Origin of the sequence: Lysobacter koreensis, assembly GCF_042677045.1 — a bacterium.
In the GTDB taxonomy this organism is placed as follows: domain Bacteria; phylum Pseudomonadota; class Gammaproteobacteria; order Xanthomonadales; family Xanthomonadaceae; genus Lysobacter_K; species Lysobacter_K koreensis.
In genome coordinates, this window is sequence record NZ_JBHTIH010000002.1 from 285,854 (window position 1) to 307,913 (window position 22,060).

Annotated in this window: 22 protein-coding genes and 1 tRNA gene; 22 read left to right on the forward strand and 1 reads right to left on the reverse strand. The window is 67.5% G+C overall.

The window, feature by feature from the left end:
* Window positions 1–37 precede the first annotated feature (37 nt).
* From ACFQZQ_RS01510 to ACFQZQ_RS01535, 6 genes are all read left to right on the forward strand, one after another.
* Window positions 38–691: a phosphoribosylanthranilate isomerase gene (locus tag ACFQZQ_RS01510; RefSeq protein ID WP_386810922.1), complete on the forward strand. Its 654-nt coding sequence runs from the start codon at window positions 38–40 to the stop codon at window positions 689–691.
* A gap of 162 nt (window positions 692–853) precedes the next feature.
* The gene (gene trpB, locus ACFQZQ_RS01515) at window positions 854–2,071 is read left to right on the forward strand and encodes a tryptophan synthase subunit beta (protein WP_386810923.1); all 1,218 of its coding nucleotides are present in this window, start codon (window positions 854–856) and stop codon (window positions 2,069–2,071) included.
* A 102-nt stretch (window positions 2,072–2,173) separates the two neighbouring features.
* Entirely contained in the window at window positions 2,174–2,998 is an 825-nt protein-coding gene (gene trpA, locus ACFQZQ_RS01520) for a tryptophan synthase subunit alpha (protein ID WP_386810924.1), read from the forward strand.
* 66 nt (window positions 2,999–3,064) lie between these two features.
* Complete coding sequence (accD, locus tag ACFQZQ_RS01525; protein WP_386810925.1) at window positions 3,065–3,976, forward strand: acetyl-CoA carboxylase, carboxyltransferase subunit beta; 912 nt, start codon at window positions 3,065–3,067, stop codon at window positions 3,974–3,976.
* Window positions 3,973–5,328, forward strand: coding sequence for a phosphoglucosamine mutase (gene glmM / locus ACFQZQ_RS01530; protein WP_386810926.1), 1,356 nt, complete (start codon window positions 3,973–3,975; stop codon window positions 5,326–5,328). The genes accD and glmM overlap by 4 nt, the downstream gene beginning before the upstream one ends.
* Window positions 5,329–5,407: 79 nt before the next feature.
* Complete coding sequence (locus ACFQZQ_RS01535; protein ID WP_386810927.1) at window positions 5,408–6,346, forward strand: isopenicillin N synthase family dioxygenase; 939 nt, start codon at window positions 5,408–5,410, stop codon at window positions 6,344–6,346.
* Here ACFQZQ_RS01535 and ACFQZQ_RS01540 read toward each other — a convergent pair.
* The gene (locus tag ACFQZQ_RS01540; protein WP_386810928.1) at window positions 6,339–6,869 is read right to left on the reverse strand and encodes a DNA-deoxyinosine glycosylase; all 531 of its coding nucleotides are present in this window, start codon (window positions 6,867–6,869) and stop codon (window positions 6,339–6,341) included. The genes ACFQZQ_RS01535 and ACFQZQ_RS01540 overlap by 8 nt on opposite strands.
* 58 nt (window positions 6,870–6,927) lie before the next feature.
* On the opposite strand from ACFQZQ_RS01540, the gene tpiA reads away from it, so the two are divergent.
* From tpiA to ACFQZQ_RS01620, 16 genes are all read left to right on the forward strand, one after another.
* Window positions 6,928–7,677, forward strand: coding sequence for a triose-phosphate isomerase (gene tpiA / locus ACFQZQ_RS01545; protein ID WP_386810929.1), 750 nt, complete (start codon window positions 6,928–6,930; stop codon window positions 7,675–7,677).
* A 44-nt stretch (window positions 7,678–7,721) separates the two neighbouring features.
* Window positions 7,722–8,195 carry a preprotein translocase subunit SecG gene (gene secG, locus ACFQZQ_RS01550; RefSeq protein ID WP_386811627.1) on the forward strand — a complete coding sequence of 158 codons (474 nt, stop codon included), beginning with the start codon at window positions 7,722–7,724 and terminating at the stop codon, window positions 8,193–8,195.
* A gap of 111 nt (window positions 8,196–8,306) precedes the next feature.
* Window positions 8,307–8,391 (forward strand) — tRNA-Leu (locus tag ACFQZQ_RS01555).
* 186 nt (window positions 8,392–8,577) lie between these two features.
* A complete protein-coding gene (locus ACFQZQ_RS01560; protein WP_386810930.1) occupies window positions 8,578–8,934 on the forward strand; it encodes an NADH-quinone oxidoreductase subunit A in 357 nt (118 codons plus the stop codon).
* Window positions 8,925–9,509 (forward strand): NuoB/complex I 20 kDa subunit family protein, encoded by a 585-nt coding sequence (locus ACFQZQ_RS01565; RefSeq protein ID WP_386810931.1) that lies wholly within the window; start codon window positions 8,925–8,927, stop codon window positions 9,507–9,509. The genes ACFQZQ_RS01560 and ACFQZQ_RS01565 overlap by 10 nt, the downstream gene beginning before the upstream one ends.
* A 22-nt stretch (window positions 9,510–9,531) precedes the next feature.
* The gene (locus ACFQZQ_RS01570; protein WP_386810932.1) at window positions 9,532–10,254 is read left to right on the forward strand and encodes an NADH-quinone oxidoreductase subunit C; all 723 of its coding nucleotides are present in this window, start codon (window positions 9,532–9,534) and stop codon (window positions 10,252–10,254) included.
* Complete coding sequence (locus tag ACFQZQ_RS01575) at window positions 10,251–11,549, forward strand: NADH-quinone oxidoreductase subunit D (protein ID WP_386810933.1); 1,299 nt, start codon at window positions 10,251–10,253, stop codon at window positions 11,547–11,549. Before ACFQZQ_RS01570 ends, ACFQZQ_RS01575 begins: the two co-directional genes overlap by 4 nt.
* A gap of 29 nt (window positions 11,550–11,578) precedes the next feature.
* Complete coding sequence (gene nuoE / locus ACFQZQ_RS01580; RefSeq protein ID WP_386810934.1) at window positions 11,579–12,106, forward strand: NADH-quinone oxidoreductase subunit NuoE; 528 nt, start codon at window positions 11,579–11,581, stop codon at window positions 12,104–12,106.
* Between the two features lie 12 nt (window positions 12,107–12,118).
* The gene (gene nuoF, locus ACFQZQ_RS01585; RefSeq protein WP_386810935.1) at window positions 12,119–13,492 is read left to right on the forward strand and encodes an NADH-quinone oxidoreductase subunit NuoF; all 1,374 of its coding nucleotides are present in this window, start codon (window positions 12,119–12,121) and stop codon (window positions 13,490–13,492) included.
* The gene (nuoG, locus tag ACFQZQ_RS01590; RefSeq protein ID WP_386810936.1) at window positions 13,489–15,720 is read left to right on the forward strand and encodes an NADH-quinone oxidoreductase subunit NuoG; all 2,232 of its coding nucleotides are present in this window, start codon (window positions 13,489–13,491) and stop codon (window positions 15,718–15,720) included. The genes nuoF and nuoG overlap by 4 nt, the downstream gene beginning before the upstream one ends.
* Before the next feature lie 11 nt (window positions 15,721–15,731).
* Window positions 15,732–16,784, forward strand: a complete 1,053-nt coding sequence (gene nuoH, locus ACFQZQ_RS01595) for an NADH-quinone oxidoreductase subunit NuoH (RefSeq protein ID WP_386810937.1) — start codon at window positions 15,732–15,734, stop codon at window positions 16,782–16,784.
* Between the two features lie 7 nt (window positions 16,785–16,791).
* A complete protein-coding gene (gene nuoI, locus ACFQZQ_RS01600; protein WP_386810938.1) occupies window positions 16,792–17,280 on the forward strand; it encodes an NADH-quinone oxidoreductase subunit NuoI in 489 nt (162 codons plus the stop codon).
* 23 nt (window positions 17,281–17,303) lie between these two features.
* Entirely contained in the window at window positions 17,304–17,954 is a 651-nt protein-coding gene (locus ACFQZQ_RS01605) for an NADH-quinone oxidoreductase subunit J (RefSeq protein WP_386810939.1), read from the forward strand.
* The gene (nuoK, locus tag ACFQZQ_RS01610; protein WP_386811628.1) at window positions 17,954–18,274 is read left to right on the forward strand and encodes an NADH-quinone oxidoreductase subunit NuoK; all 321 of its coding nucleotides are present in this window, start codon (window positions 17,954–17,956) and stop codon (window positions 18,272–18,274) included. The genes ACFQZQ_RS01605 and nuoK overlap by 1 nt, the downstream gene beginning before the upstream one ends.
* A gap of 140 nt (window positions 18,275–18,414) precedes the next feature.
* The gene (gene nuoL / locus ACFQZQ_RS01615; RefSeq protein WP_386810940.1) at window positions 18,415–20,511 is read left to right on the forward strand and encodes an NADH-quinone oxidoreductase subunit L; all 2,097 of its coding nucleotides are present in this window, start codon (window positions 18,415–18,417) and stop codon (window positions 20,509–20,511) included.
* Window positions 20,512–20,542: 31 nt separating this feature from the next.
* The gene (locus tag ACFQZQ_RS01620) at window positions 20,543–22,057 is read left to right on the forward strand and encodes an NADH-quinone oxidoreductase subunit M (RefSeq protein ID WP_386811629.1); all 1,515 of its coding nucleotides are present in this window, start codon (window positions 20,543–20,545) and stop codon (window positions 22,055–22,057) included.
* The last annotated feature ends 3 nt before the right edge of the window (window positions 22,058–22,060 follow it).

Genomic DNA, 22,060 nt, shown 5'->3' on the forward strand with positions numbered 1-22,060 from the left:
TCACCCCGGTGACCACCCCTGCCTTGGACCAGCCACGATGAACCGCACCCTGTTCCGCACCCGCATCAAATTCTGCGGCCTGACCCGGCCGGGTGACGTGCGCCTGGCCAGCGAGCTGGGCGTCGACGCTATCGGGTTCGTGTTCGCGCCCAAGAGCCCGCGCCGGGTCGAGGCCGAGGAAGCCCGCGCTATGCGCCACGCGCTCGCGCCCCTGGTGGATGCGGTGGCGTTGTTCATGGACAACCCGGTCGAGGAGGTCCGCGAGGTGATCCGCCACGTGCGGCCCAGCCTGCTGCAGTTCCATGGCGGCGAAGACGACGCGTTCTGCCGCGGTTTCGGCTTGCCGTACATGAAGGCCGTCGCGATGGGCGACCCCAATGCAGGCAATGCGCTGGACCTGCACCGGCGCTACCCGACAGCATCCGGGTTCCTGTTCGACAGCCACGCCGAGGGCGAGGCCGGCGGCAGCGGCCGCGCATTCGACTGGTCGCGGGTGCCAACCGGCATGCACAAGCCGTTCATGCTCGCCGGCGGCCTGACCCCCGACAACGTGTTCGATGCGATCTGCGCGACCCTGCCCTGGGGCGTGGACGTGTCCAGCGGCATCGAAACCGCGCCCGGCCTGAAGGACGGCGACAAGATGCGCCACTTCGTCGAGCAGGTGCGGCGCGCCGATTGCCACAACGACTGAGCGTGGGCGTCCCCGCCGGCGTGGCGGTGGGCGCAGGCGCCGCGCTACGGCACGCGGACCGGGCTCGGCGCTCGTCAGGCTTGGCCGAATCAGGCTTGCCCTAGACTGTGCCTCCACGTCGCGCTGGCGGCGCGACTTCCCCTTCTTCCACGATCCGGTCGCATGTCCTCCGAACAACCCCTCGATTTTCACGCCTACCCGGACGCGGCCGGCCACTTCGGCCGCTTCGGCGGCCGCTTCGTCGCCGAAACGCTGATGGGGCCGCTGCAGGAACTGGCCGCGGCCTATGACGCCGCCCGCGTCGACCCGGCCTTCATCGCCGAGGTCGACCGCGACCTGGCGCACTACGTCGGCCGTCCGAGCCCGATCTACTTCGCGCAGCGGCTGAGCCGCGAAGTCGGCGGCGCGCGCATCCTGCTCAAGCGCGAGGACCTGAACCACACGGGCGCGCACAAGATCAACAACACCATCGGCCAGGCGCTGCTCGCCAGCCGCATGGGCAAGACCCGGATCATCGCCGAAACCGGCGCCGGCCAGCACGGCGTGGCGTCGGCCACGGTGGCCGCGCGCCTCGGGCTGGAATGCGTGGTCTACATGGGCGCGACCGACATCGAGCGCCAGAAGATCAACGTCTACCGCATGCAGCTGCTCGGCGCGACCGTGGTGCCGGTCACCAGCGGTTCGGCGACGCTCAAGGACGCGCTCAACGAGGCGATGCGCGACTGGGTCACCAACGTGCGCGACACGTTCTACATCATCGGCACCGTCGCCGGTCCCGATCCGTACCCGCGCATGGTCCGTGACTTCAACGCGATCGTCGGCCGCGAGGCGCGCGCGCAGATGCTGGCCGAGTACGGTCGCCTGCCCGACGCGGTCACCGCCTGCGTCGGCGGCGGCAGCAACGCGATCGGCATCTTCCACGCGTTCCTCAACGACCCCGGCGTACGCATCGTCGGCGCCGAGGCGGCGGGCGAGGGCATCGCCAGCGGCCGCCACGCCGCCTCGCTCGCGGCCGGCCGCCCGGGCGTGTTACACGGCAACCGCACCTACGTGCTGTGCGACGACGACGGCCAGATCATCGAGACCCATTCGGTGTCCGCCGGCCTGGACTACCCCGGGGTCGGCCCCGAGCACGCGTTCCTCAAGGACACCGGCCGCGCGCAGTACGTCGGCGTCAGCGACGACGAGGCGATGGCGGCGTTCCACCAGTTGGCGCGTACCGAGGGCATCCTGCCGGCGCTGGAGTCGAGCCACGCGCTCGCGCAGGCGGCGAAGCTCGCGCGCGAGCTGCCCAGGGACGCGATCGTGCTGTGCAACCTGTCCGGGCGCGGCGACAAGGATGTGCACACCATCGCCGCGCGCGAAGGCCTGCACTTGTAGCAGCGGCTTCAGCCGCGATCTGTTGATCTGCTACAAAAAGGCTCGCGGCTGAAGCCGCTCCTACGCCCAAAGGAAGTCCTCTTGGGGGACAAAAGCACTGTGATGAACCGACTCGACACCCGTTTCGCCCAGCTCAAGGCCAGCGGCCGCAAGGCGCTGGTGCCGTTCATCACCGCCGGCGACCCGTCGCTGGAAACCACCGTGCCGGTGATGCACGCGCTGGTCGAGGCCGGCGCCGATGTGATCGAACTGGGCGTTCCCTTTTCCGACCCGATGGCCGACGGCCCGACCATCCAGCGCAGCTCCGAGCGCGCGCTGGCTCGAGGGGCGGGGCGGGAATACGTGTTCGAGACGGTGCGCCGCTTCCGCGTATCCGACGCCGACACCCCGGTCGTGCTGATGGGCTACCTCAACCCGGTGGAAATCCGGGGCGCGCAGCGCTTCGCGACCGAGGCCGTGGCCGCCGGCGTCGACGGCGTGCTGCTGGTCGACCTGCCGCCGGAGGAATCCGGCGAGTTCCGCGTCGCCTTCGCGGCCGCCGGCCTGGCGCTAATCCTGCTGGCCGCGCCGACCACCTCCGACGAGCGCATCGCGCAACTGTGCGCCGATGCCGCGGGTTACCTCTACTACGTGAGCTTCGCCGGGGTCACCGGCGGCGACCAGCTCGACACCGGCGCCGCCAGCGAACGCCTGCAGATGATCCGCGCGCGCAGCGCGGTGCCGGTGGTCGCCGGGTTCGGCATCAAGGACGCCGCAAGTGCGACAGCGATGGCCCGCCAGGCCGATGGCGTGGTCGTCGGCAGCGCCCTGGTGGCCGCGCTGGACGGTGCGGCCGACCCGGCCGCCGCGGCCCGCGCGTTCCTCGCGCCGCTGCGGGCCGCGCTGGATGGCGGTCCGCAGGCAGGTGTGGACCCTGCGCTAAACTGACCCACTGGGCCGGCCGCGGGAATTGCCGCGGGCCGCCACCTGCCTCAACACGGGAACCCTGCATCGATGTCCTGGCTCAAGAAACTCATGCCATCCGGCAGCCGCACCGGCATCCGCACCGACGCCGCGGGCGCGGGCGCGGGCAAGCGCCGCAGCGTGCCCGAGGGCCTGTGGGAAAAGTGCGACCGCTGTGGCGCCGTGCTGTACCGACCCGAGCTCGAGGAGAACCTCGAGGTCTGCCCGAAGTGCAACTTCCACATGCCGATCCGCGCGCGCGCGCGCTTGGCCGCACTGTTCGATGCTGGCAGCACCACCGAGATTGCCGCCGAGCTGGGCCCGGTCGACGTGCTCAAGTTCAAGGACCAGAAGAAGTACTCCGACCGCATCAAGGCGGCGCAGAAGGCCACCGGCGAGCGCGACGCGCTGATCGCGCTGCGCGGCACGATGAGACAACGGCCGCTGGTCGCGTGTTCGTTCGACTTCGCCTACATGGGCGGCTCGATGGGCTCGGTGGTCGGCGAGCGCTTCGCGCGCGCCGCCGAGACCGCGCTGGAGATCGGCTGCCCGTTCGTGAGCTTCTCCGCCAGCGGCGGCGCGCGCATGCAGGAAAGCCTGTTCTCGCTGATGCAGATGGCCAAGACCTCGGCTGCGCTCGGCCGGCTGCGTGCGGCGGGCTTGCCGTACGTGTCGGTGATGACGCATCCGACCACCGGCGGCGTGTCGGCCTCGTTCGCGATGCTCGGCGACATCAACATGGCCGAACCCGAGGCGCTGATCGGCTTCGCCGGCCCACGCGTGATCGAGCAGACCGTGCGCGAGACGCTGCCCGAAGGCTTCCAGCGCAGCGAGTTCCTGGTCGAACACGGCGCCATTGACCAGATCTGCGACCGCCGCGAGATGCGCGACCGCCTGTCGCACCTGCTGGCGCTGATGATGAAACAGCCGCAGCCCGAAGACGACGCCGAGGTCGTTGCGTGAGCCGCAGGTACTTCGGCACCGACGGCATCCGCGGACGGGTGGGCGAGGGCGCGATCTCGGCCGATTTCGTGCTGCGCCTGGGCAATGCCTACGGCCACGCGCTGACCCGCGCCTACGAGGGCCGCGAGTGGCGCAAGCCGGTGGTGATCATCGGCAAGGACACGCGCATCTCCAACTACATGTTCGAGGCCGCGCTCGAGGCCGGGCTGGTCGCCGCCGGCGTCGACGTGCAGTTGATGGGGCCGATGCCGACCCCGGCCGTCGCCCACCTCACCCACTCAATGCGCGCTGACGGCGGCATCGTGATCTCGGCCTCGCACAACCCGCACCACGACAACGGCATCAAGTTCTTCTCCGCCGAGGGCGAGAAGCTCGACGACGCCACCGAACTGGCTATCGAGGCCGCGCTCGAGCAGCCGTTCCGCACCGTGCCGTCCGAGCAGCTGGGCAAGGCGGTGCGTACCCGCGACGCGCTGGGCCGCTACATCGAGGCCTGCAAGACCTCGGTGCCGAAGGGTTTCGACCTGGGCGGCATGCGCATCGCCATGGACTGCGCCAACGGTGCGACCTACCAGCTCGGGCCGCTGGTGCTGCGCGAGCTGGGTGCGCTTGTCGATGCGATCGGAATCGATCCCAACGGCGTCAACATCAACGACCGGATCGGCTCCACGCATCCGGAGACCCTCGCCGCGCACGTGCGCGCGACCGCCGCCGACCTGGGCATCGCCTTCGACGGCGACGGCGACCGGGTGCTGTTCGTCGACCACGAGGGCCGCGTCTGCGACGGCGACGACCTGCTGTACGTGCTGGCCAACGACTGGCTCGCCAGTGGCCGCCTGCGCGGGCCGGTGATCGGCACGCTGATGACCAACTACGGGCTGGAACGCGCGTTCGAACAGCGCGGCATCGGCTTCGTGCGCGCCAAGGTCGGCGACCGCTACGTGCACCAGCAGTTGATCGCGCACGACGGCGTGCTCGGTGGCGAGGCCTCGGGCCACCTGCTGTGCCTGGACCGGGCCAGCACCGGCGACGGCATCGTCAGTGCGTTGCAGGTGCTGGAGGTGCTGCGCCGCCGCGGGGTCTCGCTGAAGGCCGCGCTGGAAGGCTTCAGCAAGGTGCCGCAGCAGACCGTCAACGTGCGTTATGCGGGCGCCTCCAAGCCTGCCGATGCGCCGGCCGTCCAGGACGCGCTGGCGCACGCGCAGGCGGCGGTCAACGGGCGCGGCCGCGCCTTCCTGCGCCCGTCGGGGACCGAGCCGGTGGTGCGCGTCACCGTCGAGGCCGATGACGCGGCCCTGATGCAATCCACGCTCGATCGCCTGGCCGATGCGGTGCGCGCGGCCGCGCAATAACCTGGTGTTGCCGGGCTCGCCCGGCTCGTCCCGGAAGCGGCGAAGCAAGCTCCGGTATACAAAACCCTATGAGTCGCCCATGAGCCCGCAGATCCCCACCCTCGACATCCGCCGTTTAGACACAGACCGGGACGCCTTCGTCGCCGAACTCGGCGCGGCCTACCGCGAATGGGGTTTTGCCGGCATCCGCGGCCACGGCATCCCGGCGGCGCAGATCGATGCCTCGTACGAGGCGTTCAAGCGTTTCTTCGCGCTGCCCGAGGACGCCAAACGCAAGTACCACGTGCCCGGCGGCGGTGGCGCGCGCGGCTACACCCCGTTCGGCGTCGAGACCGCCAAGGGCGCGCAGTACTCCGACCTCAAGGAGTTCTGGCACGTTGGTCGCGAGATCCCGCGCGATTCCAAATACGCCGACGTCATGCCGCCGAACCTGTGGCCCGAGGAGATCCCGGAGTTCCGCGAACAGGCCTACGGGCTGTACCAGGCGCTCGACCAGCTCGGCTCGCGCGTGCTCAGCGCGCTGGCACTGCATATCGGCCTGGCGGAGACCTACTTTGTCGACAAGACCGACTCGGGCAACTCGATCCTGCGCCCGATCCACTACCCGCCGATCACCACCGACGACATCCCCAACGAGCGCGCCGGCGCGCACGAGGACATCAACCTGATCACCCTGCTGGTCGGCGCCAGCGCCGAAGGCCTGGAAGTCCGCTCCCGCAAGGGCGAGTGGGTGCCGTTCACCGCCGATGCCGACACCATCGTGGTCAACATCGGCGACATGCTGCAGCGCCTGACCAACCACGTGTACCCGTCCACGACCCACCGCGTGGTCAACCCGCCGGGCGAGAAGGCGCGCCAGCCGCGGTATTCGACCCCGTTCTTCCTGCATCCGAACCCGGATTTCGTGATCGACGTGCTCCCCTCGACGATCACGCCGGAAAACCCGAGTCGCTACCCCGAGCCGATCACCGCGCAGGGCTACCTCGAGGAACGGCTGCGCGAGATCAAGCTCAAGTAGCGGGTTGGCATCCGGCCAGGCGGACGCCCGCTTGCTGTAGCGCGCTACGCCACGCATCCAACTTGAACTGGTCGGATTGCGAGGCGTTCGCCGGGCTGGTGGAGGGCAGCCGGTGAAACGCGAGGTCCGGGCGAGCCAGTGACGGTAGGGCGTGCCGCATGAAGCTCGCCTCGGCCTTGGCACCGTTGAACAGCACCGTGCCGACGCGTGGATGCGAGGCGAGGAATTCCGCGAAATCGTTGACGGTCTCGTCGCGGATCGCGCTGTCCAGGCTGCCCACGCGCCGGCATTGGCCGATCACGTCCCACACCGCGATCCCGGCCTCGCCTAGCCGTTGCACCCGCTCTGCGTACGGCAGCGCCGGGTTCGCGCCGACCAGTTCGCCCATGTACCGCCAGAACCGGTTCCGGCCGTGTGCGTAATACTGGCCGGCCTGCAGCGACGCAGCACCGGGCATGCTGCCCAGGACCAGCACGCAGGCGTCGGCATTGGCGATCGGCGGAAGTCCCTGGAGGGTGGGCATGGCCGGATTCTAGGTGCGCTGCTGTAAACTTCGCGCCTTCGCATTCAGGGAGTGGCCGATGCGCCGCCGAATCGTTGCCGGTAACTGGAAACTGCACGGCGATCGCCAGTTCGCTTTCGCGCTGCTCGATGCCGTTGCCGCCGAAGCGGCTCCCGCGGGCGTCGAGCGCGTGATCCTGCCGCCGCTGCCGTACCTGGGCGACCTGGTCGAGCGTTATTCCGCCAAGGGCCTGGATTTTGGCGCCCAGGACGTCAGCGTGAACGAGAAGGGCGCGTACACCGGTGAGGTTTCGGCGGCGATGCTGGTGGATGTCGGTGCGCGTTACGGCCTGGTCGGCCATTCCGAGCGCCGCCAGCACCACCACGAAGGCAGCGAACTGGTGGCGCGCAAGTTCTTCGCGGCAAAAGCCGCTGGCCTCACCCCGATCCTGTGCATCGGTGAGACGCTCGGCGAGCGCGAGAACGGCCAGACCGAGTGGCGCCTGCAGGAGCAGCTGGAGCCGCTGTTCGAGCTCGGCGGTGCGATGGCGCTCGACGGCGCGATCGTCGCCTACGAACCGGTCTGGGCGATTGGCACCGGCAAGACCGCCACGCCCGAGCAGGCGCAGGCCGTGCACGCATTCATCCGTAGCGAAATAGCGGCGCACGATGCTAGAATCGCCGGCTCGCTACCGATCTTGTACGGCGGTAGCGTGAAGGCCGATAATGCCGCCGCGCTGTTTTCGCAGCCCGACGTCGACGGCGGCCTGGTGGGTGGCGCCTCGCTGGTGGCCGCCGATTTCCTTGCCATCGCGAGAGCGGCGGCCTGACTTCATCGGACCCGTCCGGTGGACCCAATCTTGAAGAGTTTTCGCTGATGCTGTTGTTCCTCAACGTCATCTATGTGCTGATCGCGATCGCGATGATCGCGCTGATCCTGATGCAACGCGGCGCCGGTGCGCAGGCGGGCTCGGGCTTCGGCGGCGGCGCGTCCGGCACCGTGTTCGGCGCGCGCGGCGCGTCCAACTTCCTGTCCAAGAGCACCAAGTGGCTGGCGATCGCGTTCTTCGCGATCAGCCTGTTCATGGCGTGGAACGCTACGCGCAACGCCGCGGCCCCGGATGCCCGCGACCTGGGCTTGATGTCGCAGGTCCCTGCGGCCCCGGCTCCGGCGCCTGCCGGCAACGCCGCGGTGCCGGTTGCTCCGCCAGCAGCGGCAGCGGTTGCCCCCGTCTCGACGGTTCCGGTCGCGCCGGCCGCGGACAGCGCGGCAACGGTGACGCAACCGTCCGCACCAGCAACCGAAGCGGCGGCCCCCGCCAAACCGGATCCCGCTTCGGGCAACTGAAGCGACCCGATACAATTGGTTTCAACACCGTGGCGATGAATGGCCAAGGTGGCGGTCAGCGATGATCGCAAGCTGCTGCGCTCCTGGCAGCGGCATGCAGAAGTCTTAAATGCCCAGATGGCGGAATTGGTAGACGCACTACCTTGAGGTGGTAGCGACTTAGGTCGTGGGGGTTCGAGTCCCCCTTTGGGCACCAAACCAGCAACACCCGCAACACGTTCCATGGCGACACCGACACCGCAACAACTCCACTGAAGGTGGCCCGCGCGGCGGGCCGTCTGCGCGGCGCCGAGACGCCGCCGAGCCAAGGCCGCGGAAACGCGGCAATAGCCCACAGCCGCGGCAACGCGGCCCTGCCACACGTAGAGCCGAGAGAACACAAGTGCTGGCCGAATACCTGCCGACCCTGCTGTTCCTGATCGTCGCCAGCGGCATCGGCGTCGCCCTGTTGCTGGTGGGCAAGCTGCTCGGGCCGCGGCGCCCGAACGCGGAAAAGCTCTCCCCATACGAATGCGGCTTCGCGCCGTTCGACGACGCGCGCATGCAGTTCGACGTGCGCTACTACCTGATCGCGATCCTGTTCATCGTCTTCGACCTGGAAATCGCCTTCGTCTTCCCGTGGGCGCTGGTGTTCCGCGAACTCGGGTTGTTCGGCCTGATCGAGATGGGCGTGTTCCTCGCGCTGCTGGTGATCGGCTTCGTCTACGTCTGGAAGAAGGGAGCGCTCGAATGGGAGTGATCCAGAAGGTCGGCGACACCGTCTCCGGGCTCATGCACAACCCGCTGCCGGAAGGTCGCCTCGACGACATCCTGCGCCCGGAAGGCGACAACCCGCTGCTGCAGCAGGGCTTCGTCACCACCAACCTCGACACGCTGTGGAACTGGGCGCGCACCGGCTCGATGTGGCCGATGACGTTCGGCCTGGCCTGCTGCGCGGTCGAGATGATGCACGCCGGCGCCTCGCGCCTGGACCTGGACCGCTACGGCGTGGTGTTCCGCCCGTCGCCGCGCCAGTCCGACGTGATGATCGTCGCCGGCACGCTGGTCAACAAGATGGCCCCGGCGCTGCGCAAGGTCTACGACCAGATGCCCGACCCCAAGTGGGTGATCTCGATGGGCAGCTGCGCCAACGGCGGCGGCTACTACCACTACTCCTACGCGGTGGTGCGCGGTTGCGACCGCATCGTTCCGGTCGACGTCTACGTTCCGGGCTGCCCGCCGACCGCCGAAGCGCTGGTCTACGGGATCCTGCAGCTGCAGCGCAAGATCCGCCGCGGCACCAACTTCGGCGACAACAAGCAGGGCGTGCGCTGACATGGGCCAGCCTGCTGAAAGAATGTCCGCTGGCGCGTTCGCCGAGCGCCTGCGCGCGCGCTTTGCCGAGGGCCGGGTCGTCGTGGCCGAACCGCGCGGCGAAGTTACCCTGGAAGTGCCGGCAGCCGACTGGCTCACCACCGCTCGCGCGCTGCGCGATGAGTTCGGCTTCGAACAGTGCGTCGACGTCAGCGGCGTCGACTACCTGAGCTACGGCAGCGACGAGTGGGACACCGACGTGTCCTCGGAAGGTTTCTCGCGCGGCGTCGAAGGCAAGGGCGCCGGCCGGTTCGCCTGGGGCGAGGCGGTCAACGGCGCGGCGATGGCACCCGAGCACCGCTATGCCGCGGTCGCGCATCTGCTGTCGTACCAGCACAACCAGCGCCTGCGCCTGCGCACGTTCGCCGACAACGACGACATGCCGGTGGTGGCCTCGCTCACCTCGGTATGGCCGGGCGTGAACTGGTTCGAGCGCGAGGCGTTCGACCTGTTCGGCATCATCTTCGACGGCCACCCGGACCTGCGCCGGATCCTGACCGACTACGGTTTCGTCGGACATCCGTTCCGCAAGGATTTCCCGCTGATCGGCAATGTCGAGGTGCGCTACGACGCCGAGAAGCAGCGCGTGGTCTACGAGCCGGTTTCGATCGAGCCGCGCGTGCTGGTGCCGCGCGTGATCCGCGATGACGCCCGCTACCAGACCGCCGTGGGCGAGGCCGCGCAGCGCGCCGAGGTGAAGAAGTGAGCGCCGTCCCGACCTCCAGCCTGAATACTTCCGGCCTCAACAACGCCGAGATCCGCAACTACACGCTGAACTTCGGCCCCCAGCATCCGGCCGCGCACGGCGTGCTGCGCCTGATCCTGGAAATGGACGGCGAGGTCGTGCAGCGCGCGGACCCGCACATCGGCCTGCTGCATCGCGGCACCGAGAAGCTGTGCGAGTCCAAGCCGTTCAACCAGTCGATCGGCTACATGGATCGCCTGGACTACGTGTCGATGATGTGCAACGAGCACGCCTACGTGCTTGCGATCGAACGGCTGATGGGGATCGAGGCGCCGGAGCGGGCGCTGTGGATCCGCACGATGTTCGACGAGATCACCCGCATCCTGAACCACCTGATGTGGGTCGGTTCGAACGCGCTCGATCTCGGTGCGATGGCGGTGTTCCTGTACGCGTTCCGCGAGCGCGAAGAGCTGATGGATTGCTACGAGGCGGTCAGTGGCGCGCGCATGCACGCGACCTATTACCGTCCCGGCGGCGTCTACCGCGACCTGCCGGAGCGGATGCCGAAGTACAAGGAATCGCCGTGGCGCAAGGGCGGCAGCCTCAAGCGCTTCAACGAATGGCGCGAGGGCTCGCTGCTCGACTACCTCGAGGCGTTCGCCAACGATTTCCCCAAGCGCGTCGACGAGTACGAGACGCTGCTGACCGAGAACCGCATCTGGAAGCAGCGCACCGTCGGCGTCGGCGTGATCAGCCCGGAAACCGCGCTGGCGTGGGGCATGACCGGCCCGATGGTGCGTGGCTCGGGCATCGCCTGGGACCTGCGCAAGAAGCAGCCGTACGCGAAGTACGCCGAGGTCGATTTCGACATCCCGCTGGGCACGAACGGCGACTGCTACGACCGTTACCTGGTGCGCGTGGCCGAGATGCGCGAGTCCACGCGCATCATCCAGCAGTGCGTGAAGTGGCTGAAGGCGAACCCCGGCCCGGTGATCGTCGACAACTTCAAGGTCGCGCCGCCGTCCCGCGAGGGGATGAAAGACGACATGGAAGCGTTGATCCACCACTTCAAGCTGTTCTCGGAAGGCTACTGCGTGCCCGAAGGCGAGACCTACGCGGCGGTCGAGGCGCCCAAGGGCGAGTTCGCCTGCTATCTGATCTCCGACGGCGCCAACAAGCCGTTCCGCTGCAAGCTGCGGGCACCGGGCTTCGCGCACCTGTCGTCTATGGACGAGGTGGTGAAGGGCCACATGCTGGCCGACGTGGTGGCGATGATCGGCACTTACGACGTCGTATTCGGCGAGATCGACCGCTAAGCGGTCCGATCGACTAGGAATTTGAGCGAATGAAGGCGACCGGAAATTTCGAGGCCTGTCAGCACGTCGACCCGATGGTCGCGTTGTCCGAGCAGACCCGCGCGCACATCGACCACTGGCTGGCCAAGTTTCCGCCGGACCGCAAGCGCTCGGCGGTGCTGCAGGGCCTGCACGCCGCGCAGGAACAAAATGGCGGCTGGCTGTCCGACGAACTGATTGCCGCGGTGGCCAAGTACCTCGGCCTGCCGCCGGTGTGGGCGTACGAGGTCGCGAGCTTCTATTCGATGTTCGAGACGCAGCCCGTCGGCCGCCACAACGTCGCGTTCTGCACCAACATCAGCTGCTGGCTCAACGGCGCCGAAGACCTGGTGAAGCACGCCGAGAAGAGGCTGGGCTGCAAGCTGGGCGAATCCACCAGCGATGGCCGCATCTTCCTCAAGCGCGAGGAAGAGTGCCTGGCCGCGTGCTGCGGTGCGCCGGTGGTGGTGGTCAACGGTCATTACCGCGAGAAGCTCGACACCGCCAAGGTGGACGAGATTCTTGATGGCCTGAAGTGAGGCGATAGACCGATGGCGCATCACAGTCACTATTCCGAAGGCTACGGCCCGGTCGGTCCTGCTCCGCAGGAGCACAGCGTCGTCTACACCACGCTGCACTTCGACAAGCCGTGGTCGTACGAGAACTACCTCAAGACCGGCGGCTACAGCGCCTGGCGCAAGATCCTGGCCGAGAAGATCGAGCCGGCGGCCGTGATCGAGATGGTCAAGCAGTCCGGCCTGCGCGGTCGCGGCGGCGCGGGCTTCCCGACCGGCTTGAAGTGGAGCTTCATGCCCAAGGGCAGCGGCACCCAGAAGTACATCCTGTGCAACTCGGACGAGTCCGAGCCGGGCACCGCCAAGGATCGCGACATCCTGCGCTACAACCCGCACGCGGTGATCGAGGGCATGGCGATCGCGTGTTACGCGACCGGCTCGACCGTGGCCTACAACTACCTGCGCGGCGAGTTCCACCACGAGCCGTTCGAGCACCTGGAGGCGGCGCTGGCCGAGGCCTACGAGAACGGCTGGCTCGGCAAGAACGTGCAGGGCAGTGGCGTCGACGTCGACATGTACAACGCGCTGGGCGCGGGTGCCTACATCTGCGGCGAAGAGACCGCGCTGATGGAGTCGCTGGAAGGCAAGAAGGGCCAGCCGCGCTACAAGCCGCCGTTCCCGGCCAACTTCGGCCTGTTCGGCAAGCCGACCACGATCAACAACACCGAGACCTACGCCTCGGTGCCGGCGATCATCCGCAACGGCGCCGAGTGGTTCCTCAACCTGGGCAAGCCGAACAACGGCGGCCCAAAGATCTTCTCGGTGTCCGGCCACGTCAATAAGCCGGGCAACTACGAGATCCGCCTGGGCACCTCGTTCGCCGAGTTGCTGCAGATGGCCGGCGGCGTGCGCGACGGCCACACCCTCAAGGGCGTGATCCCGGGCGGTTCGTCGATGCCGGTGCTGCCGGCCGAGACGATGATGGCGCTGACGATGGACTACGACTCGATCCAGAAGGCCGGGTCCGGCCTCGGCTCGGGCGCGGTCATCGTCATGGACGAGACCACCTGCATGGTCCGCGCCTGCCAGCGCATTGCGCGCTTCTACTTCAAGGAGAGCTGCGGCCAGTGCACGCCGTGCCGCGAGGGCACCGGCTGGATGTACCGCATGCTCACGCGCATCGTCGAGAAGCAGGCCACGCTGGAAGACCTGCACATGCTGCGCGCCGCCGCCGGCCAGATCGAGGGCCACACCATCTGCGCGTTCGGCGAAGCCGCGGCGTGGCCGGTGCAGGGCTTCCTGCGCCACTACTGGGCCGAGTTCGAGTACGCGATCGTCAACAAGCGCTTCCTGGTCGACGACCAGCGCGCCGGCACCGTCGTCGCTATGCCTGAAGGAGTCGCGGCGTGAGTGCTCAACCCGTCAATCCGAACCTGGCGCCCGACCACGTCACCGTTTTCATCGACGGTGTCGAGATGGCCGCGCCCAAGGGCTCGATGATCATCAATGCCGCCGACAAGGCCGGCATCCCGATCCCGCGTTTCTGCTACCACGACAAGCTCAGCATCGCGGCGAACTGCCGCATGTGCTTGGTCGAAGTGGAGAAGATGCCCAAGCCCGCTCCGGCCTGCGCCACGCCGGTGATGGACGGCATGAAGGTCACCACGCGCAGCGAGAAAGCGCTCAAGTCGCAGCGCAACGTGATGGAGTTCCTGCTGGTCAATCACCCGCTGGACTGCCCGATCTGCGACCAGGGCGGCGAGTGCGAGCTGCAGGACCTGTCGATCGGCTACGGCCGCTCGGTCAGCCGGTTCGCCGAGCGCAAGCGCGTGGTGCCGGACGAGGACATGGGTCCGCTGGTCGCCACCGAGATGACCCGCTGCATCCAGTGCACGCGCTGCGTGCGCTTCACCGCGGAAGTCGCCGGCACCTACGAGCTGGGCGGCATGTACCGCGGCGAGAACCTGCAGATCGGCACCTACGACGGCAAGCCGCTGACCACCGAGTTGTCCGGCAACGTCATCGACGTCTGCCCGGTCGGCGCGCTGACCAACAAGGTCTTCCAGTTCAAGGCCCGTCCGTGGGAGCTGGTCGCGCGCGAGTCGCTCGGCTACCACGACGCGCTCGGCAGCAACCTGTTCCACCACGTTCGCCGCGGCGAAGTGCTGCGCAGTGTGCCGCGCGACAACGAAGCGGTGAACGAGTGCTGGCTGTCTGACCGCGACCGCTACGCGCACCAGGGCTTGTACGCGCAGGACCGCGCGACCCATCCGCTGGTCAAGGATGGCGACGCTTGGCGCGAAGCCTCGTGGGACGAGGCGCTGGCCAAGACCGCGAAGATCCTGCGCGACAACGGCGCCGATGCGCTCGGCGTGCTGGTGCATCCTTCGACCTCGAACGAGGAGGGCGCGTTGCTCGCCCGTCTGGCCGACGCGCTGGGCACCGGCAACCTCGATCACCGCATCGGCCAGACCGACCTGTCCGACGCCGCCGTCGCCGAAACCTTCGAGATGCCGGTGGCCGACCTTGAACACGCCGGTGCGATCGTCATCGTCGGGGCCAACCTGCGCCACGAGCTGCCGCTGGTGAACCAGCGCGTGCGCAAGGCCTGGACCCGTGGCGCCAAGGTGTACGTGGTCAATCCGGTCGATTTCGATTTCACCTTCGATGTCGCCGGCAAGCAGATCGTCGCTCCGTCGCAGCTGGCCGCCGCCCTCGGCGACGCCGCGCTGCGCGAGGCCGTGACGGCCGCCGGCAGCGCCGCGATCATCGTCGGCGCGCTCGCCGAGAACGGTCCGCACGCCGCGGCGATCCGCCAGGCTGCCGCCGACTTCGCCAACGCGACCGGCGCCAAGCTGTGCCGCATCCCGCAAGGCGCGAACGCAGTCGGCCTGTCCGACTACGGTGTGCTGCCGACCACGCGCGATTCGCGGGCGATGCTCGCCGAGCCGCGGTCGGCCTACGTCGTTTACGGCATCGAGCCGGGACTGGATTTCGCCGACACCGCAACGGCGCTGACGGCGCTGGGTGCGGCGCAGGTCGTGGCCTTCAGCCACTTCGCCTGCCGCTCGACCAAGGCCATCGCCGACGTGATCCTGCCGATCGGCCTGCTGCCGGAGATCGACGCGACCCTGACCAACCTCGATGGCCGCCAGCAGGCCACGGTCGCCGGCGGCAAGCTGCCGGGTGAGGCGCGTGCCGGCTGGCGCGTGCTGCGTGCGCTGGGTGGCGAACTGGCCGCCGATGGCTTTGAGTTCACCGATCTGGCTGGCTTGCGCGATGGCATGCAGATGCGCGAGGTGCAGCCGGTCGCCGGCCAGGCCGCGAATGCGTCGGGCGAAGGCCTCGAGATCGCCGCGAGCGTCGCCATCTACCGCAGCGACGCGGTGGTGCGCCGCTGCGCTGCACTGCAATCGCACCCGCTCAACCTGGCACCGCGTGCGGTGCTCCATCCGGCCGATGCCGAGACGCTTTCGCTGGCCGAAGGCGACACCGGCAAGTTCGGCGCCGCCGCGGGCACGGCCACTCTGCCGGTCGTGCTCAGCGACAAGGTCGCACGTGGCACCGTCTGGATCGAAAGCGGGCACGGCGCGACCGCGCCGCTGGGCAGCGGCCGCGTGAAGGCGGGGAGGGCGTGAGCATGGTGGGCATGATTACCGACCCGTTCCGCGACTGGCTGCTGTCGTTCGGTGACGTCGGCGCGGTCGCCTGGATCGTGCTGAAGATCCTCGCGATCGCGATGCCGGTGATCATCACGGTGGCGTTCTACGTGGTCTGGGAGCGCAAGCTGATCGGCTGGATGCACGTGCGCCGCGGCCCGATGTACGTCGGCATGGGCGTGCTGCAGGCGTTCGCCGACGTGTTCAAGCTGTTGTTCAAGGAAGTGATCCAGCCGACCCGCGCCGAGCGCTTCCTGTTCAAGCTGGCGCCGCTGCTGGCGCTGGCGCCGGCATTCGCGGCGTGGGCGGTGGTGCCGTTCGACGCGAAGCTGGTGCTGTCGAACGCCAACGCCGGCCTGCTGTACCTGCTGGCGATGACCTCGATGGGCGTGTACGGCATCATCCTCGCCGGCTGGGCATCGAACTCGAAGTACGCGTTCCTCGGCGCGATGCGCGCCGCGGCGCAGATGGTCTCGTACGAGATCGCGATGGGCTTCGCGATGGTCGGCGTGCTGATCGCTGCCGGCAGCCTCAACCTCACCGAGATCGTGATGGCGCAGTCCGGCAACGCCGGCGCGTTCGAATGGTTCTGGTTGCCGCTGCTGCCGCTGTTCGTCATCTACTTCATCTCCGGCGTGGCCGAGACCAACCGCGCACCGTTCGACGTGGTCGAGGGCGAGTCGGAGATCGTGGCCGGTCACATGGTCGAGTATTCGGGGTCGGCGTTCGCGCTGTTCTTCCTCGCCGAATACGCGAACATGATCCTGATCAGCTTCCTGGTCTCGCTGTTCTTCCTCGGCGGCTGGCTCAGCCCGTTCCAAGGCCTGGGCATCCCGTTGCTGTCGGTCGATGGCTGGTGGTGGCTGCTGGCCAAGGTGTTCTTCTTCGCCAGCTGCTTCATCTGGTTCCGCGCGTCGTTCCCGCGTTACCGCTACGACCAGATCATGCGGCTGGGCTGGAAGGTGTTCATCCCGATCACCATCGCGTGGATCTGCGTGACCGCGTTGCTTGCGTACTACAACGTCTTCACGCCGGGGCAATGAGACAGGCATGACTCGCATCGTTTCCTATCTGAAAAGCCTGCTGCTCATCGAGTTGGCGCAGGGGCTTGGGCTGACGCTCAAGTACCTGTTCAAGCCGAAGTACACGCTGATGTACCCGATGGAGAAGACGCCGCAGTCGCCGCGCTTCCGCGGGATCCATGCGCTGCGCCGCTACCCGAACGGCGAAGAGCGCTGCATCGCCTGCAAGCTGTGCGAGGCGGTGTGTCCGGCGCTGGCGATCACGATCGACTCGGAAAAGCGCGAGGACGGCAGCCGCCGCACCACGCGCTACGACATCGACCTGTTCAAGTGCATCTTCTGCGGGTTCTGCGAGGAATCCTGCCCGGTCGACTCGATCGTGGAGACCCATATCCACGAGTATCACTTCGAGCAGCGTGGCCAGAACATCCTCACCAAGCCGCAGTTGCTGGCGATCGGCGACCGTCTCGAGTCCGAGATCGCCGAGCGCCGCGCCGCCGACGCGCGGTTTCGATAAGAATTCACCGCTGAGTGCACGCCATGGATTTCGCCCAGATCGCCTTCCTGACCTTCGCTGCCGCGACCGTGATGTCCGCGCTGGCGGTGATCAGTGTCCGCAACCCGGTGCATGCCGCGCTGTTCCTGGTGCTGACGTTCTTCTCGGTGGCATGCACCTGGATCATCGCCGGCGCCGAGTTCCTTGGCATCGCGCTGATCCTGGTCTATGTCGGCGCGGTGATGGTGTTGCTGCTGTTCGTGGTGATGATGCTCGACATCGACGTCACGCCCTTGCGCGAGGGCTTCGTGCGCTACCTGCCGGTCGGGCTGCTGGTCGCGGTGGTGATGCTGGTCGAAATGCTGACCCTGATCGGCGCCAAGGCGAGCATGGCCAGCCCGTTCGCGTCCAACGCGGCGCAGGCCGTGACGGCGGCGGACGTGCCCAACACCACGTGGCTGGCGCGCTCGCTGTTCACCGACTTCCTGCTGCCGTTCGAGGTCGCCGCGGTGATCCTGACGATCGCGGTAATCGCGGCGGTGATGCTGACCCTGCGTCGCCGCGTCGGTGCCAAGCACCAGGACCCGTCGGCACAGGCGCGCGTGCGTTCCAGCGACCGCCTGCGCATGGTCAAGATGGAGGCGGTGAAGCCGCTGCCGCCGCAAGTCGCGGCCAGCGAGGAGGCCCAGCCATGATGTTCCTCGGCGAAGGCATTGCCCTGGGCCACTACCTCGCGCTCGGCGCGGCGCTGTTCTGCATCAGCGTGGCCGGCATCTTTCTCAACCGCAAGAACGTCATCGTGCTGCTGATGTCGATCGAGCTGATGCTGCTCGCGGTCAATATCAACTTCGTGGCGTTCTCGCGGCAGCTCGGCGATCCCGCCGGCCAGGTGTTCGTGTTCTTCATCCTGACCGTGGCCGCGGCCGAGGCCGCGATCGGCCTGGCGATCCTGGTCACGCTGTTCCGCAACCGGCGCACGATCAACGTCGCCGAGATCGATTCGATGAAGGGGTGAGCCAACGCGTTTGCGAGCCATTGGCTCGCGCGTTGGCGAACGCCCGGCCATGGATGGCCGGGGCGGACAACCCGGAAGCAATGGCGGTTCGCCATGGACGGCGGCATTGAAGTACGACAGGACCTCGCAACGGATAACTCATGGCGATCTCTAAACTCCATCTGCTTCTGATCGTCCTCGCCCCGTTGCTCGGCGCGATCCTCGCCGGCCTGTTCGGCCGCCGCATAGGGCGCGCAGGCGCGCACGCCGTCACCATCGCCGGCGTGGCCGCCAGCTGCGTGCTGTCGGGTTACGTGCTCTGGCAGCTGGTCGGGCAGGGCGCCGCGCCGTTCAACGAGAACGTCTACACCTGGTTCCAGGTGGCCGGCTATGACGCCCACGTCGGCTTCATGGTCGACAAGCTGACCGCGATGATGATGGTGGTCGTCACCTTCGTCTCGCTGCTGGTGCACATCTACACCATCGGCTACATGGCCGAGGACGACGGCTACCAGCGCTTCTTCAGCTACATCTCGCTGTTCACCTTCTCGATGCTCATGCTGGTGATGAGCAACAACTTCCTGCAGCTGTTCTTTGGCTGGGAGGCGGTCGGCCTGGTCTCGTACCTGCTGATCGGTTTCTGGTTCAAGCGCCCGACCGCGGTGTTCGCCAACCTCAAGGCGTTCCTGGTCAACCGCGTCGGCGACTTCGGTTTCCTGCTCGGTATCGCCGGCGTGCTGCTGATGTTCGGCTCGCTGGACTACGCGACCGTGTTCGCCAACGCGCCGACCATCGCCGGCAACACCATCGCGATCTTCGCCGGCCACGAGTGGTCGGTCGCGACGGTGATCTGCATCTGCCTGTTCATTGGCGCCATGGGTAAATCGGCGCAGGTGCCGCTGCATGTGTGGCTGCCCGACTCGATGGAAGGCCCGACCCCGATCTCGGCGCTGATCCACGCCGCGACGATGGTGACCGCCGGCATCTTCATGGTCGCGCGCATGTCGCCGCTGTTCGAGCTGTCGCAGACCGCGCTCAACTTCATCCTGTTCATCGGCGCCACCACGGCGTTCTGGACCGGCCTGATCGGCATCGTGCAGAACGATATCAAGCGCGTGGTCGCGTACTCGACGCTGTCGCAGCTGGGCTACATGACTGTCGCGCTCGGGGTGTCGGCCTACAGTGCCGGCGTGTTCCACCTGATGACGCATGCTTTCTTCAAGGCGCTGCTGTTCCTCGGGGCCGGCTCGGTGATCATCGGCATGCACCACGAGCAGGACATGCGCCGCATGGGCGGCCTGAAGAAGTACATGCCCATCACTTACTGGACGATGCTGATCGGCACCCTGGCACTGGTCGGCACGCCGTTCTTCAGCGGCTTCTACTCGAAGGACACCATCATCGAGGCCGCCGCGCACAACGCCCATGAGGCGCACCACTGGGTGGCGACCTATGCCTACTGGGCGGTGTTGCTCGGTGCGTTCGTGACCGCGTTCTACAGCTTCCGCTTGCTGTACCTGACGTTCCATGGCAAGGAGCGTTTCCACGATCCGGTGCCCGACCACTACGTCGCGCCCGAAGCCGATTCGAGCGAGCACGAGGCTGCGCTGGCCGAGGCGCATGGTCACGACGACCATGGCCACCACGCGCACACCCCGCACGAATCGCCGTGGGTGGTGACGCTGCCGCTGGTTCTGCTGGCGATCCCGTCGATCCTCATCGGTTTCTTCACGGTCGGTCCGATGCTGTTCGGCACCGACATGCTCGGCCACGCGAAACAGTTGCCGTTCTTCCTCGGCGCGATCGACGTGCCGGCCGCGCGCGACGTCGTCGGCGCGCTGGCCAAGGAGTTCCACGGTCCGGTCGCGTTCGCGCTGCACGGCTTCCAGGCTCCCGCGTTCTGGCTTGCCTTCGCTGGCTTCGCGCTTGCCACGGTCATGTACTGGTGGAAACCGGAGCTGCCGGCCAAGGCCCGCAAGCTGTTCGCTTGGCCGGTGCGCGTGCTCGAGAACAAGTACGGATTCGACGACCTGTGGATCGGCGGTTTCGCCGGTGGCAGCCTCGCGCTGGGCAAAGCCTCGCGCGCGGTCGACACCCACGTCATCGATGGCGCCGGGGTCAACGGCAGCGCGCGCGCGGTCGATCTGGTCGCGCACCTGGTGCGCCGCGCGCAATCGGGTTACCTCTACCACTACGCCTTTGCGATGATCCTCGGCCTGATCGTGTTGTTGGCCGTGCTCATCCGCTATTGGCAATAACCACAGGGACCGTGACGTGAGCCCCGAGCCCTTGCAGAGTGCCTTTCCCTTGCTGAGCCTGCTGATCTGGCTGCCGATCCTCGGCGGTTTCGCCACCCTTGCGTTCGGCAACGAGCGCGCGGGCGCCGCCCGCTGGTTCGCCACCGCGATCGCGACGGTCGCGCTGGCCTTGAGCGTGCTGCTGTTCACCGGCTTCGACTTCGTCGCCCCCGGCATGCAGTTTGTCGAGGACCACGCCTGGATCCCGTCGTATGACATCCGCTACCACCTGGGCGCGGACGGCATCTCGGTGGCGCTGATCGCGCTGACCACGCTGACCTCGCTGCTGGTGTTGATTGGCGCGTGGACGGTGATCGACAAGCGCGTGAGCCAGTACTACGCCGCGTTCCTTGTGCTCGAAGGCCTGATGGTCGGCGTGTTCTCGGCGCTCGACGCGATGCTGTTCTACGTGTTCTTCGAGGGCATGCTGATCCCGATGTTCATCATCATCGGCGTCTGGGGTGGCCCGCGGCGCGTGTACGCGTCAATCAAGTTTTTCCTCTACACCTTCCTCGGCTCGCTGTTCATGCTGGTCGGGCTGATCTACCTGTACCTCAAGGGCGGCAGCTGGCAGCTGGCCGACCTGTACCAGCTGCAGCTGAATTCGACCGAGCAGATGTGGATCTTCTTCGGCTTCCTGGTCGCGTTCGCGGTCAAGGTGCCGATGTTTCCGGTGCACACCTGGTTGCCGGACGCGCACGTCGAGGCGCCGACCGCCGGTTCGGTCGTGCTGGCGGCGGTGATGCTGAAGATCGGCGGCTACGGCTTCCTGCGCTTCACCCTGCCGATCGTGCCCGACGCCGGCCACGAGTACGCCTGGCTGGTGATCGCGCTGAGCCTGATCGCGGTGATCTATGTCGGCCTGGTCGCCCTGGCGCAGGACGACATGAAGAAGCTGATCGCCTATTCGTCGGTCTCGCACATGGGCTTCGTCACCTTGGGCACGTTCATCGCGTTCGGCCTGGTGCGCGACTACGGCAACGTCGACGCCGCGCGCCTGGGCCTGCAGGGCGCGATGGTGCAGATGATCAGCCACGGTTTCATCTCCGGCGCGATGTTCAGCTGCGTCGGCGTGCTGTACGACCGCATGCACACGCGCCGGATCAAGGACTACGGCGGCGTGGCCAACGTGATGCCGTGGTTCGCGGTGTTCTACGTGCTGTTCGCGATGGCCAACTCGGGCCTGCCGGGCACCTCGGGCTTCGTCGGCGAGTTCATGGTGATCCTGGCCAGCTTCCAGAAGCATCCGTTGATCGCGTTCGCCGCGGCGACCACGCTGATGATCGGCGCCGGCTACACGCTGTGGCTGGTCAAGCGCGTGCTCTGGGGCGAGGTCGCCAACGCGCACGTCGCCGAGCTGGAGGACATCAACCCGCGCGAGGCCTTCGTGCTGGGCGTGTTCGCCGCCGGCGTGCTGTTCGTCGGCCTGTGGCCGAAACCGCTGACCGACCTGATGGAGCCGTCGATCGCCAACCTGGCGAGCCAGATCGCGGTCTCGAAGCTGTAAGCA

Coding starts and splice junctions, on each gene's coding strand:
- ACFQZQ_RS01605 (WP_386810939.1), top strand. CDS start 17,304: ATGGATTTCGCCCAGATCGCCTTCCTGACCTTCGCTGCCGCGACCGTG.
- nuoE (WP_386810934.1), top strand. CDS start 11,579: ATGAAGGCGACCGGAAATTTCGAGGCCTGTCAGCACGTCGACCCGATG.
- trpB (WP_386810923.1), top strand. CDS start 854: ATGTCCTCCGAACAACCCCTCGATTTTCACGCCTACCCGGACGCGGCC.
- nuoH (WP_386810937.1), top strand. CDS start 15,732: ATGATTACCGACCCGTTCCGCGACTGGCTGCTGTCGTTCGGTGACGTC.
- nuoF (WP_386810935.1), top strand. CDS start 12,119: ATGGCGCATCACAGTCACTATTCCGAAGGCTACGGCCCGGTCGGTCCT.
- ACFQZQ_RS01570 (WP_386810932.1), top strand. CDS start 9,532: ATGTCCGCTGGCGCGTTCGCCGAGCGCCTGCGCGCGCGCTTTGCCGAG.
- nuoL (WP_386810940.1), top strand. CDS start 18,415: ATGGCGATCTCTAAACTCCATCTGCTTCTGATCGTCCTCGCCCCGTTG.
- ACFQZQ_RS01540 (WP_386810928.1), bottom strand. CDS start 6,869: ATGCCCACCCTCCAGGGACTTCCGCCGATCGCCAATGCCGACGCCTGC.
- ACFQZQ_RS01565 (WP_386810931.1), top strand. CDS start 8,925: ATGGGAGTGATCCAGAAGGTCGGCGACACCGTCTCCGGGCTCATGCAC.
- accD (WP_386810925.1), top strand. CDS start 3,065: ATGTCCTGGCTCAAGAAACTCATGCCATCCGGCAGCCGCACCGGCATC.
- nuoK (WP_386811628.1), top strand. CDS start 17,954: ATGTTCCTCGGCGAAGGCATTGCCCTGGGCCACTACCTCGCGCTCGGC.
- tpiA (WP_386810929.1), top strand. CDS start 6,928: ATGCGCCGCCGAATCGTTGCCGGTAACTGGAAACTGCACGGCGATCGC.
- nuoI (WP_386810938.1), top strand. CDS start 16,792: ATGACTCGCATCGTTTCCTATCTGAAAAGCCTGCTGCTCATCGAGTTG.
- ACFQZQ_RS01510 (WP_386810922.1), top strand. CDS start 38: ATGAACCGCACCCTGTTCCGCACCCGCATCAAATTCTGCGGCCTGACC.
- ACFQZQ_RS01535 (WP_386810927.1), top strand. CDS start 5,408: ATGAGCCCGCAGATCCCCACCCTCGACATCCGCCGTTTAGACACAGAC.
- trpA (WP_386810924.1), top strand. CDS start 2,174: ATGAACCGACTCGACACCCGTTTCGCCCAGCTCAAGGCCAGCGGCCGC.